Origin of the sequence: Phyllobacterium sp. OV277 (assembly GCF_900104355.1) — a bacterium.
Taxonomy (GTDB): domain Bacteria; phylum Pseudomonadota; class Alphaproteobacteria; order Rhizobiales; family Rhizobiaceae; genus Phyllobacterium.
Window position 1 is genome coordinate 152,200 of the sequence record NZ_FNIY01000005.1, and the last position, 12,962, is coordinate 165,161.

The following is a 12,962-nucleotide window of genomic DNA, read 5'->3' on the forward strand; positions in this document are numbered from 1 at the left end:
CACAGGTATCAGAGCGATGGTAACCGGAAGAAGCCTTTTTTGCTTTCGCTCGGCTTCATTCCCAAAGCCAGAGACGGGTGATCCTCGATCATAACCGCAATCAAACGCAACGATGCAGCAGCCTGCAATACCAGCGGCCGATCTGAGACCTCAGCAGTATCTGCCGCAAGCGATCGCGCTGATGCAACATATTCTGCCACAAGGCCGGGGTCCTGTGTCTGCAGGCTTATGATTTTTGCCAGTTGCGCCAGGTTCTCCGATACGCGGTCGGCTATGCCGTGTTCCAGCCGCCCCCACAACAACAATCGACGCAACCGGATGATCTCTGCCCCTAATGTTACCGAAGAGAGGGCATCGTCCATCAATGTCTCGCCTGTCTCCCGCATTGCTTGCAGGATCGGCATCAGCTGGTTGATCCGATCATAAGCAAGGCTGTTGAATGCAGAGGCATTTGGCACGCGGTCGCGCAGACAAAGGCGAACGATATCCGTCCGCAGCGCATTCATCATCCGGTTCACGGTCACAAGGGGCCGCTTCGGCAAAACGACAATGAAAACCAGAATCCCGATCAGAACACCAACCAGAACCGAAAGGGAGGTTTCCATGAATATGGCAGGTTCGAACGCCATTTTTTCATGGGGTTTCAGGAAGACGATGAAATTGATGGAAAAAGCAGTGGCTGGGCCGGCATGGCGTGGATCAGCCATCAGGATCGCAGCTGGCACCAGAACCGGAATGATGAATACAGCGAACCAGAACAGCCCCGGAAAATGTGGCAGGACCAACTGGCTGAGAATAAACGCAAATGGCACGGCGTAGAGGGTGCCCCTGAAAAAACCCCAACTCGTTTGAAGCGGGTTGGGCATTGATGCGAAAAGGCTGCACACCACCGCCACGATGATTGCTGCCGCGGCAGCATCCGAGTGCTTGGTTTGCATCCAATAGGCGGTCATCAAGGCTGTTGCGACGATTGCCCTGATGGCATTGACAAGAGCCGTATTGTGGTCGCGATAAACAGGCAAGGCCGGTGGCTTCCTGCTTCCAGCCATATATTGCGAACGGCTTCCCAATGCTGAAAGTCCGTCCAGAGTTGCCTTCAGACTGTCAATAAATTCCCCAAGCAATGTCAAGCGGGCCATCATGCCAATCCGGTCATCGCCCCACGGCTTGCTTTTCAATTCCGCAATCTCTGCTGCGAAGACGTCAAGTTTGCCGAGCCAGGGCCCTGTTGCGTCAGGCTTGAAATCATCAGCCATAACATCGAGCAGCTTGCCAAGCTTGTCGCGCAAATTGCGCCATGTCTCATCGGATGAGACACGATGGGCCACGAGAATATTCACAATGGACAGACAGGACATAAGATGGCCCACCGTATGCCGCGAGTGCCGCCCGTGGGTAACGAGGCTTGGCGCTTCGAGCCGCGCATGGGCACGCATTGCCGCCAGTGCCTGCGTATCGGCAATCAGCTTTCTATGGGCAGTTTTCAATTGGACCGAATCGCCACCGGCAATAGCGTCACTGGTATATCGCGCGAGATCCGCAATACAATTTTCCAACCCTTCAACCAGCGCGGTTCGGGCAAGTTGCGGCTGAAAGAAACGGCTGGCAATACCGGCACAGACAATACCGAGCATGATTTCCGCGCAGCGGGCATAGGCAACGTCAACCAGGAGATGGGACTGGCCAAAGGCGGGCAACGCAATAATGACGGCGGTATAGCCCGCAAGTGCAGCACCATAGGATTCCGGATTGCGCAGCATCGACGCTGCAAAGGTGCACAGCGCCACCCAGAGCGCAATTGACACCACAAACAGCCATTGTATATCGCCCGTCGCCGCCGTTATCCCGATCGCCGCCAGCGCACCGATCAAGGTTCCGGCAAGACGAAACAGGCCCTTGCTGATAACCATGCCGGCAATGGGTTGCGACACGATAAAGACCGTCATCATTGCCCATTGCGGTTGCTGCAGGTTCAATGCAAAGGCTGCCATGAGCGCAACAAGCGCTGCAGCATTGGTTCTGAGCGCAAATACCCAAGCCGTCCTACCGGGCCAAGCGGGATGTTCAACAAACTTTTCAATGTATTGAATCATGGCGTCCGATCTGACAGCTAGCGCCTCTCATTATCTTTCGTGGGCGGACCGCACAACGGAAACAGCTTGTCTCTCCATGCGTCTTCTTGCCACCCGGATGTGCCACAGATCGCCCCATTGTGTCACAGGCATGACATCCGGCAAGCGCATGATCGACCTCCCGCAATCACCCTAACGAGGACTATTTCATGCGTAGATTTCTCAGCCTGCTGACAGCATTTGTTTTTGTTGGCCTTACCGCTGCGTATGCTGGCGACGCAAAGCCTTTCGCCGACAATAAGGAGATTGATCTCCTGACGATTTTGCCACCCCCGCCCGCCAATGACTCGCCGCAGACCAAGGCGGAACTGGGTGAAGTCCTGACATTGCAGGTGACCCGGACTCCGGAAATGGTTGCGCGCGCGCAAGCCGATGCGGAAGAAAATGTCTGGCGTTTTGCAGATGTAATGGGCCCGGATTTCAATAAGGACAAATTGCCGAAACTGGCAGCGTTCTTCGACCGCATTGTCGAGACTGAGGGCGCGGTGGTTGATCCGGCAAAGGATGTTTTCAAGCGTCCTCGCCCGCATCAGTTGAGCGACCTTGTTAAACCGGCAGTAAAACTCTCCAACTCGGGCGCTTGGCCATCCGGTCACACGACGCTTGGCACTCTGATGGGCATTGAATTGTCCAACATGGTTCCCGAGAAGAAGGCCGAGATCATGGCGCGCGCCTGGGAATATGGTAACAACCGCATCATTGGCGGCATACACTATCGCTCTGACGTGGAGATGGGCCGAATCTCGGGCAGCATCATTGCCGCGACGATCATGAAGCATGATGACTTCAAGGCTGAATACGAACCTGCAAAAGCCGAACTGCGTGCAGCCCTGGGTCTTGGCGGCGCTTGATGGCAATCGTCATAAACCTATAAAGATAGTCCCGTCATGCCGGTTCAGATGCGTGGCGGGCCTATCAATATCTGCAAATAAGTACGACTTTTGGCGTGGACACCGGGCTGACCTTCGCCCGATGCACACCGTTTCAAACAGGCTTACTTTCCGGGCATGCGCTTTGCAATAGCCTTGCTCGCGGACCTCAGGCTGCACCGGTTTGATCGATCAATCTGTCCCAGTTTTATCCGGATTACGGCGCAAAGTGTTCATCTCTGCCCTTTCACGCGCCATATTGCTGACGGCTGTGCGTAATGCCGGATGCCGCGACATGAACATGTTGAAGTCGCGGCGATCAAGCACCAGAAATTCGCAAAAATCGATGGCGACAACATCTGCCGTGCGCCGCCCGCCGCTGAGGAGTGCCATCTCGCCGAAAAATGCTCCAGGCTCCAAGCGCACGGGGTCGCTGTCAAGCTGGACCTCCACCGCTCCGGACGCGATAAAATACATCCCGTCACCCCTGTCGCCGATGCGAATGATACGCTCACCCGGCGATGCCGATTTGGGTTTGAACAGCAGCAGCAATTCTTCCTGTGAATGTTCATCCACCTGCGCGAACAACGGGAAAGTATCGATCAGCTGCTGCATCTTGAGTTGATGCTGCCTGTTTCTTTCATCGCTCAATGCCCTGATATCACCGAGTTCGCGAGCAAGAACGTCATGCCTTTTCTTGCCATAACTGGCAAAGAATGACGGCCATTTGTAGTGGAAACCTTTCTCCAAAACCTCGGCGCCCCAAAACACAAGTGGATTGATCGTGATCGAGAGGATTGCTCCGGCCAGAATAATGTCCTGACCTTCTCGCGGTAAAAGCCCCAGCGTGACACCGAGACCAGCCAGAATGAACGAGAATTCTCCGATCTGCGCGAGGCTGGCTGCCACGGTCAGTCCCATCCCGACCGGAAAGCGCAGCAAAAGCACGATGCAAAACGCGATCAGCGATTTACCGAAGATGATGAGCGCGAGCGCAGCTATCACAGCCATAGGCTCCCGCAGGAGAATGGACGGATCAAACAGCATTCCGACTGAAATAAAGAACAGGACCGAGAATGCATTCTGCAGAGGTAGCGAATCTGCGGCGGCCCTGTGACTGAGGTTCGACTCACTCATGACGACACCGGCAAAAAAAGCACCCAGCGCGAATGATACACCAAAAATCTCTGTCGCCCCGAACGCAATACCAAGCGCGATAGCAAGAACGGAAAGGGTGAACAGCTCTTGCGAGCCAGTCCGTGCGACCAGAGTAAGCAACCAGGGAACCACTTTCGGCCCAAGGAAGATCGCCATGACGGCGAAAGCTCCGACCTTCAGCAAGGTTATCGCGATTGTCAGCACGAGTGGCATTCCACCGGCAGCACTTGCAGCAGCGCCAGATCCCTGAGCTCCAAGAATCTGTGCCAATGCAGGCAGGAGCACCAAAGCAAGTACCATCGCCAAGTCTTCAACGATGAGCCAACCAACCGCTACACGGCCGTTTGCTGAGTTCACCAGATTGCGCTCTTCCAGCGCTTTCAGCAAAACAACGGTGCTGGCAACGGAGAGACTGAGGCCAAAAACCAAACCGGCACCAATCCCCCACCCCCATAGTTCACTCAAGCCAACACCGAGCAGTGTAGCGAGCACAATCTGGGCAATGGCACCGGGAACCGCGATGCCTCGAACCGCCAGCAGCTCCTTGGCGGAGAAATGCAATCCGACCCCGAACATCAGAAGAATGACGCCCATTTCCGCGAGCTGTGATGCTAAAGCGCCATCCGCAATGAAACCCGGCGTAAACGGTCCCATCAGAATTCCGGCAACCAGATATCCAACCAGCGGAGGCAGGCGCAGACGATCCGCTAGATATCCAAACACGGCTGCAAAGACAAAACTGACCGCCACCGTGGCTATTAAAGAAACTTCGTGATGCACGTCCGCCCTTTTGTTCTTTTTGATGATTTTCCACTCAGACCAGACAAGGCTGGCCCGACTTCAACCCATACAAGTTAGATTGCATGGAACAAAGCCCAAAATCACATCGGGCGAGACGAAGATCATATCCGGGCCTAACAGCACCCGGCAGGCAAAAGCCGGAGCATTGCCCCGGCTTTCCATCCTTCTGTTGATGAACGTTACCGGCGCGCGATCTTCGTTTGCCATGTGTGGGCGAGCCATGCGGCAAAAGAACCAAGCCCGCTGACTGCAGCCAGTTCAGAGAAGGCAAGAACACCGGGTTCAAGGTGCGCGGCAAAGAACGTAATCAGCCCGAGGAAATAGCTCGGCACGTTGTTCAGATGTGGAACGGCGCGCAGCGACACGACGACGATGGCAACCACAAAGACCACGGGGCCAAATGCAAATGGTCCGATCAGCGGCATCAATTGGCCTACTGCCAGCGCAGCGCCCATGCCGAATGCCACACCGATGGCGAGACAGAGATAGCTGAACAGCGCTTCTTTCGCCGAGTGACCCCGGGTGAAGAATGCGACCCAGCCCATAAACATGGCCCAGACTGGCCAGCCGACGCTGGCGGCAGTGGTGGCGGCGACGGCAGCTGTAATGGCAGCAGCCAGAGTGAGAATGTTGAACTGCATGGAGGTAGGCGCCAGTGTGGCTTTTGGTTGCGAAGTCATGATGTTCTCCTTTGAAGGTTGCCGGCTGACAGCCAACCCTTTGAGGGCTGGCCGATAGCGGTGAATTGGATTTACGTGTTGGTATTTGCTGGCTTCAGCAGGTCTTCGAGACCAATACGACGGAACATTTCGGCCCGGACACGATCAGCAACACCGTTGACGATCTCAGCTCCGTCCTGCGATGGATCGATATGGGTGCGGAATGGACGCGTTCCGAACGGCATGCCAATCACATCGACAATCGCCGTGGCGACAGCACCGGCGTCCGCATCGGCGGGTTCCAGAGCAGCGAGGCCTTTTAGTGCCATGTCAGGCACACCGGCATAGGGACCTTCATTGTACTCAGCGGCGCGCTCCTTGTCGGCGGGCGAACCGGAATGGGCAAAATGGTTGGTGCCCTTTGTAAAAGCGCCCGGAACGATAATCGCCGTCTCAATGCCCCAGCGGGTGAGTTCCGCCGCATAGGATACGGCAAGGGAATCCATCGCTGCCTTGGCGGCAAAATAGGGCGACAGATATGGCGGTGTGCCGCCACGGGTGCTTGACGAGGAGACCCAGACAACAAGTCCCTTCCCCTGCTTGCGCAGATAGGGCAGCGCGGCACGATTGACGCGCTGTGTGGATAGCACATTGATGTCATAAAGTTCAGCGAACTGTTCCGGCGTGAAAGCCTCTGCCGGGCCAAAGGACATATGGCCCGCATTGTGCATGATCACATCGAGACGACCCGCATCAGCAATGATCTTGGCGATGCCTGCTTCGACGGAAGCGTCGGAAGCAACATCCAACTCAACCGAGCGCAGATCGACGCTGTGTTCCGCAGCAAAGGCGGCTGCTTCTGCAACCTGCGGCGCATTGCGCCCCTCCGTGGCACGCATTCCGGCATAAACCGTGTGGCCTGCCTGCGCCAAAGCGCGGGCTGTAAGAGCACCAAAACCGCTGGAAGCGCCAGTAACAACAATAACTTGCTTGCTCATGATAATATTCCTTCTGAATTGCTTGATGTTGTTTGTTAGAAAAGCTCAGTCAGGCAACACCGCCATTGGCGCGAACGATCTGGCCATTGATCCAGCCGGCATCGGGGCCGACGAGGAAGGCAACAGCACGGGCAATATCGTCAGGCTGGCCCAAGCGCTCGAGTGGCGGCATCTTGGCAAACTGGGCGACAAGCTCATCACTCTTGCCCGTGAAGAACAGCTCCGTTGCAACAGGACCGGGAGCCACCGCATTGACGGTGATATTGCGACCGCGCAATTCCTTGGCGAAGACATGGGTGAAGGCTTCGACTGCAGCCTTGGTACCGTTATAAATCGCGTAACCCGGCATGTTCAGCGCAAGGGTCGTGCTGGAGAAATTGACGATCCGGCCACCATCCCTCAGGCGCTTGGCGGCTTCACGCAGCGTGTTGAACGTGCCTTTGACATTGATAGCAAAATGGCGGTCAAATTCGGCGTCACTGGTTTCGGCCAATGGGATCGCCTTCAGGATACCGGCATTGTTGACGAGAACATCCACCCCGCCGAAGGCAGCTTCGGCCGCATCAAACATACGGGCAACGGCATCCGCATCACTCACATCTGCCTTGGCAGTCAAAGCACTGCCGCCATTGTCTTCGATCTGACGCGCCAATGCCTCAGCTGGTGCAGCATCGCCCGAATAGTTGATGACGACTGTGAAACCATCGGAAGCGAGGCGCTGCGCAATTGCGGCACCGATACCGCGCGATGCACCAGTCACGATTGCGATCTTCTTTTGTGGTTGTGTCATGGTCTTTCTCCTTCATGTCTGCGCCGCAGCGCTGTTGATGAAGGCACCATGCACTATTTATATTTCCGGATAATCATGCAATAACTGGCATCACTATTCGGGATATACAAACAATGGATACATTGGACGCCATGCGGGTTTTCGCCCGCGTTGTAGAACGTCGCAGCTTCACGCTGGCGGCAGAAGATGTTGGCTTGCCTCGTTCAACGGTGACGAATGCGGTACAACAGCTGGAAGCGCGGCTGGGCATTGGCCTTTTGCAACGGACCACACGGCACGTCAGTCCGACGCTGGATGGCGAAGCCTACTACCAGCGCTGTCTGGTCATTCTGGCCGATATTGAGGATGCCGAGGGTGCATTTGCCGGTGCAAAACCAAAAGGGCCACTGCGGGTGGATGTGCATGGAACACTTGCCCGGCACTTCCTGTTGCCCGGACTGCCCGCATTCCTGCAAAAATATCCCGAGATACAATTCTATATGAGCGAAGGTGATCGGCTGGTGGATCTCGTGCGCGAAGGTGTCGACTGCGTGCTGCGCGTCGGCGATCTGTCCGACAGTGATATGATAGCGAAACGCGTAGGGATGCTTGAAGAGATAACTCTGGCCTCATCAGGCTATATTGAGAAATTCGGCATGCCCGAGCATCCGGACAGACTCGACGGGCATCAGATGATTGGCTTCCGCTCGACCGCGACAGGGGGAATTCTACCGCTTGAATTCCTTGTGAATGGCCACGTCCGCAATGTCACTCTGCCTGCACCCGTCTGGGTGAATGCAGCGGAAAGCTTCGTCACCGTGGCTCGACTTGGGCTCGGATTAATCCAGATCCCCCGCTATCACGCGGAAGCTGACCTTGCTGCTGGCACGCTTGTTCACATTCTTCCGGGCTTTCCGCTTTCACCAACCCCGGTATCCCTGCTCTATCCGCGCAATCGCCAGCTTTCGCCGCGCGTGCGAGTGTTCATTGATTGGATATCGCAGGAATTTGCCAGCCGAAAGGCCGCAGCGGCAGAAGTGGACGGTCAGGCAATTGTCGGGGTTCCGCAGCACTAACCCACTTCGTAAATCTCGATGGGAAGACCATCAGGATCAGCAAAGAATGTGAAGGCGCGTTTGGTATAGGGGTCAATCCGTACAGCCTCAGTCTCGACACCCCTCTCCTGCAACAAAGCCAGAGTATCGGCGACGGACTCAACGGCAAATGCGAGATGCCGAAGACCACACGCTTCAGGCCGCGACGGACGTGCCGGAGAGTGCGGGAAATGAAACAACTCAATCTGGGCATCGCCAGACCTTAAATCACACTTCCAAGACTGACTATCTGATCGCCAGTTTTCACCAATAATCTCGTAACCGAGCTTCTCAATATAGAACGCCTTGGACCGATCATAATCGCTGCAAATGACTGCGACGTGGTGAAAGCGTGAAAACATGGCTATTCCTATGTGTGCTGGCCAATGCCATGCATATGACTTGGCTTGTCATTCCTCTGGCACGCTCAAGCAATATTTATTGACTGCCTACCACGTATTGAAGCGAACACCCGCGCGAATTTGATGCGTTTTGATCCCGTCATCGCTGACAGTCACGTCTCCGTTTTTGTACAGGTCGGCGCCGTTAATGTTCGCGTAGCGATAGCCGAGGTCCAATTTTAGCCTCGGCGTCACATCAATGGCAACACCCGCCATGAGCGCCCATTCAAAACGATTGGTGTCACCGGATTTGAGACCCGGATAGACAGGGCCCTGAAAGTCGTAGTTGACATTGGCAAAGCCGACGCCACCACCGACATAGGGCGTAATGCCATAATATTTGCCGAGATCCACATAGGCGTTCGCCATGGCTTCCCAGAGGTCGGCAGTGGTTTCAAAATAAGTTGTATCGCGCTGGCTGTAGCCGACGGTGACATCGCCACGCAGATAATCATTGAACTGATAGCCAATGCCGATAAACGGCGAAAATCCGCGTTTCATTTCATAGTCACTCGGAGAACTGCCGCCGACAAAGTCGACTTTGGCTTTTACGTCGGACTTAAAATTGTAAGCCACGTCGCCGCGCAGATACCAGCCTGACGCTTGTTCAAGCGGCGCATATACAGGGACCTCCGGTGGATAGGCTTGTCCAAGATCGGCAGCAAGAACAGGTCCTCCAAAGAATGAGAATAAGGAGGCAGCAGAAAGGACTGTTATGTTCAAACGCATCGTGAAATCCCGAGATGATCGTCAGAGAGGTAAACTTCCGTTGTCTATACTTTAGGTTGAGCCCGTTAAGTTCTGGTTAAGCATAATTTGAAAAGCAAATGCCTGGCACACCAACTGGATTTGGAGGTGTAATTGGTATATCAATCACTGGTTGGATTTGTGTCTGCAGGTGATGCCTCATGCACGACGACGAGCAGGACAATATGAGTGAATATGCGCCATACCTCACCAGTTTGGTGCCATATCTCGTCGGCTTTTTTGTAATGGTGCCGTTGGTCATGTGGCTCGGCCGTTCTTGCAGCCATATTCTTCCATAATTATGGAATCTTCGATTGACGGAACGTCAAAAACCACAATAAATTGGGAGTGTCATTTCCGACAGGCCATCCAGCAATTGGTGAGCATGACGCCGCGCGATCCCTTCCGCACCTTTCTCTGGCTTGCCCCCATAGCTTTGTTTGTTTTTGCCTGCACCTGGCTGATTGGATACAGTTCCTTCCACTCCCGATCGCACTACAAAGCGATGTTTTGCGCTGTGCAACACGATCCGGAATTATCCGAAATGAAGCGTAAAAATGCGGGCTGGGCCCACAGCATTTGCCATCAGGACTGGTGACGCTGAGGGTGCACTGAACCTTCCAGATTGCATTGCGCGCAACAGCGAATAAGCTTTGAACACGACTCACCGCAACCTGATCAAGAAGCGGAATTCATGAAACTGTTCTTTGCCAGCCAGCAAATGGCGCACCAGCCCAAACAATATATGATCAATGGCCGGATTACCGATCCACTTGAAAATCCGGCACGCGCCCACACGCTGATCGATGCCCTGACGAAACTGGGATTTTCGCAGGAAGAGCCGGGCGATGCGGGGCTTGATCCCATCCACGCCGTGCACGCTGATCACTACGTCGCTTTCCTGCGAACCGCCTATGACAGGTTCATGCAGTTGCCAAACCATGGGCCCGAAGTGCTGCCGAATGTCAGTGCATATCAGGGCGCTGGCCAAGATTTGGCCGCACGTTCACGCCCGCGACCAACAGGCGTTTTGGGTCAGGCTGGCTGGTACATCAATGGGCTCTCCTGCGCGATGATGGAACACACCTATGCGGCGGCCTATGCATCTGCACAGACAGCAATTGCCGCAGCCGATGCCGTCTTGAATGGTGCGCGGGCGTCATTTGCGCTTTGCCGCCCACCCGGCCATCACGCCTATGCGGATCGCGCAGCGGGCTTTTGCTATTTCAACAACGCGGCAATTATCGCCCAACGCCTGCGCCAGCAACATGACCGCGTGGCGATCATCGATTTTGATACGCATCATGGTGATGGCACACAGGCCATTTTCTATACCCGCGACGATGTGTTTTTTGGTTCCACTCACACCGATCCATCAAACTACTATCCGCATTACAGCGGCTATGCGGACGAGACAGGTGCCGGTGCGGGCCAAGGCGCCAATCTTAATCTGCCTTTGTCCGAAGGCAGCGGCGATGATGCATTTATCGAGGCCAACCGGAAACTGGCCGATGCGGTTGCCAGACATGGATCGACCGCATTGGTGATATCGGCAGGCTGGGACGCACACCACAACGACCCTCTGTCAAAACTCAAGGTTACCACGGAGGCCTATGCGGAAATCGGGAATATATGGGGCGCGGTCGATCTGCCAACCGTGATTGTTCAGGAAGGCGGCTATTCACTGAGCGCCGTTGCCGAAGCAGCGCCCCGTTTCATGGCTGCCTATCAGGAATCACGGGACAGGTCGTAGACGAAACCATTTGGAAGAGCGGGGGACGAGGGAATGACACAAGCAACCATTGAGAGGCAACCGATCCGGGCTGCCTTGGGAGCCTTCGTCGGCACCATGATCGAATGGTACGATTTCTATATCTACGGAACAGCGGCGGCGCTGGTTTTCGGCGATGTGTTCTTTGCATCCACCGACCCGATCATGGGTATCCTCGCATCTCTCGGCACGTTTGCGATTGGCTTCGTTGCCCGGCCTTTCGGCGCTTTGCTCTTCGGTCATTTCGGTGACAAGGTTGGCCGCAAGAAATCCCTGATTATCACTCTGCTGTTGATGGGCGTTGCAACAGTTCTGATTGGTCTCTTGCCAAGCTTTCATTCTATTGGCCTGACGGCTGCAGTTCTTCTCGTGGTGCTGCGTCTGGTGCAAGGCGTTGCGGTGGGCGGGGAATGGGGCGGCGCGGTTCTCATTGCCGCAGAACATGCCCCGCCGCGCTGGCGGACCTTTCTGGCATCTGCCCCGCAATATGGCAGTCCCGTCGGCCTTATTCTGGCCACCCTCGCCTTCCGTACAGTTTCCGACCTGCCTCAGGAGGATTTTCTAAGCTGGGGTTGGCGCGTGCCGTTCCTCCTGAGCGGCGTTCTGATCATCTTCGCTTTCATCATTCGCGCAGGTATCAATGAAAGTCCGGAACTTCTGGAGCGGCTAAAGGAGAAATCGGTTCAAAGCGTTATCCCGGCCAAGGAAATATTCCGTACAAAGAAAATGTCCTTGCTGCTTGGCATGGGGTTGTGCCTGCTGGGTGTCGCTGGCTTCTATTTCATCACCACCTTGATGATGACATTCACAACCACATCACTCGGCATCAATCGTTCTGATATGCTGGTGTTGATTTCCTGGGTTGGTGTGGTCGAACTGTTCGCCTTTCCCGCCGGTTCCTACATCGCCACGCGATATGGTGAACGCTTCCTGCTGGTTGCAATGGCCGGTGCGGCTCTGCTCTTTGCCATTCCCATGATGATGCTGATCGTTTCCGGCAATCTGACCAACATCTATATCGCTATCCTCGGAGCGACTGTCTTTCTCGCAGCCCACTACGCTGTCATGGCGCCATTCCTGACGCGCGCCTTTCCCGTACATCTGCGTTACACGGGTATTTCGCTGTGTTCTTCCCTGAGCGGTGCCATTTTCAGCGGATTGACCCCCGTCATCGGTGTCTGGCTCGTGCACAAATACGGGGTTCAATGGGCACCCCTGGCATTCCTGTTCATATTCATTGCGGGAGCGAGTTTTATATCCAGTCTCCTCTTACCTGTGGATGACAGCGCAGCAGAAGCGCGGGCAACTCCGGCAACAGACCCTGTTCAAAGCAGCGCCTGATCCGAAGGTTCGACACCCATGACCAAATTTGCCCCCATACAATTGGGAGCAAGCATATAGCGTTCAGCTACCCTGTGTTGTAAACTGGGTAGCTGAAAGGTTCGGGGGATTCCTGCCAGTCCCATAAAATTTACCAGCTGCCATCCATTTTTGCCCTCCAATTCATTGCACCTAATGGTTTCAAAAGGAGGATCTCACCGAAACACAACCTATTAGAATTGT

Annotated in this window: 12 protein-coding genes; 5 read left to right on the forward strand and 7 right to left on the reverse strand. The window is 55.0% G+C overall.

Annotated elements, in window-relative coordinates; genetic code table 11:
- Positions 1-8 precede the first annotated feature (8 nt).
- Positions 9-2,093 carry an FUSC family protein gene (locus BLU05_RS17620; protein ID WP_091882704.1) on the reverse strand — a complete coding sequence of 695 codons (2,085 nt, stop codon included), beginning with the start codon at positions 2,091-2,093 and terminating at the stop codon, positions 9-11.
- Positions 2,094-2,281: 188 nt separating this feature from the next.
- On the opposite strand from BLU05_RS17620, the gene BLU05_RS17625 reads away from it, so the two are divergent.
- Complete coding sequence (locus BLU05_RS17625) at positions 2,282-2,983, forward strand: acid phosphatase (protein WP_091882706.1); 702 nt, start codon at positions 2,282-2,284, stop codon at positions 2,981-2,983.
- Positions 2,984-3,193: 210 nt separating this feature from the next.
- Here the strand turns inward: BLU05_RS17625 and BLU05_RS17630 are convergent, their stop codons facing one another.
- From BLU05_RS17630 to BLU05_RS17645, 4 genes are all read right to left on the reverse strand, one after another.
- On the reverse strand, positions 3,194-4,939 hold the full coding sequence (locus BLU05_RS17630; RefSeq protein ID WP_091882709.1) for a cation:proton antiporter domain-containing protein: 1,746 nt from the start codon (positions 4,937-4,939) through the stop codon (positions 3,194-3,196).
- A gap of 200 nt (positions 4,940-5,139) precedes the next feature.
- On the reverse strand, positions 5,140-5,640 hold the full coding sequence (locus BLU05_RS17635; protein WP_091882712.1) for a DUF1097 domain-containing protein: 501 nt from the start codon (positions 5,638-5,640) through the stop codon (positions 5,140-5,142).
- A 71-nt stretch (positions 5,641-5,711) separates the two neighbouring features.
- Entirely contained in the window at positions 5,712-6,617 is a 906-nt protein-coding gene (locus BLU05_RS17640) for an SDR family oxidoreductase (protein ID WP_091882715.1), read from the reverse strand.
- A gap of 49 nt (positions 6,618-6,666) precedes the next feature.
- Positions 6,667-7,407 carry an SDR family oxidoreductase gene (locus BLU05_RS17645; protein ID WP_091882718.1) on the reverse strand — a complete coding sequence of 247 codons (741 nt, stop codon included), beginning with the start codon at positions 7,405-7,407 and terminating at the stop codon, positions 6,667-6,669.
- A gap of 113 nt (positions 7,408-7,520) precedes the next feature.
- Between BLU05_RS17645 and BLU05_RS17650 the strand changes: the two genes are divergently transcribed.
- Entirely contained in the window at positions 7,521-8,462 is a 942-nt protein-coding gene (locus BLU05_RS17650) for a LysR family transcriptional regulator (protein ID WP_091882721.1), read from the forward strand.
- Here the strand turns inward: BLU05_RS17650 and BLU05_RS17655 are convergent.
- On the reverse strand, positions 8,459-8,842 hold the full coding sequence (locus tag BLU05_RS17655; protein ID WP_091882723.1) for an SMU1112c/YaeR family gloxylase I-like metalloprotein: 384 nt from the start codon (positions 8,840-8,842) through the stop codon (positions 8,459-8,461). The two genes, BLU05_RS17650 and BLU05_RS17655, sit on opposite strands and share 4 nt — an antisense overlap.
- An 87-nt stretch (positions 8,843-8,929) precedes the next feature.
- Positions 8,930-9,610 (reverse strand): outer membrane protein, encoded by a 681-nt coding sequence (locus BLU05_RS17660; protein ID WP_091882726.1) that lies wholly within the window; start codon positions 9,608-9,610, stop codon positions 8,930-8,932.
- Between the two features lie 403 nt (positions 9,611-10,013).
- On the opposite strand from BLU05_RS17660, the gene BLU05_RS17665 reads away from it, so the two are divergent.
- The 3 genes from BLU05_RS17665 (at position 10,014) to BLU05_RS17675 (ending at position 12,740) form a co-directional block, all read left to right on the forward strand.
- A complete protein-coding gene (locus tag BLU05_RS17665) occupies positions 10,014-10,226 on the forward strand; it encodes a hypothetical protein (RefSeq protein WP_091882729.1) in 213 nt (70 codons plus the stop codon).
- Between the two features lie 96 nt (positions 10,227-10,322).
- Complete coding sequence (locus tag BLU05_RS17670) at positions 10,323-11,381, forward strand: histone deacetylase family protein (RefSeq protein ID WP_091882732.1); 1,059 nt, start codon at positions 10,323-10,325, stop codon at positions 11,379-11,381.
- A gap of 33 nt (positions 11,382-11,414) precedes the next feature.
- Positions 11,415-12,740: an MFS transporter gene (locus tag BLU05_RS17675; RefSeq protein WP_091882735.1), complete on the forward strand. Its 1,326-nt coding sequence runs from the start codon at positions 11,415-11,417 to the stop codon at positions 12,738-12,740.
- The last annotated feature ends 222 nt before the right edge of the window (positions 12,741-12,962 follow it).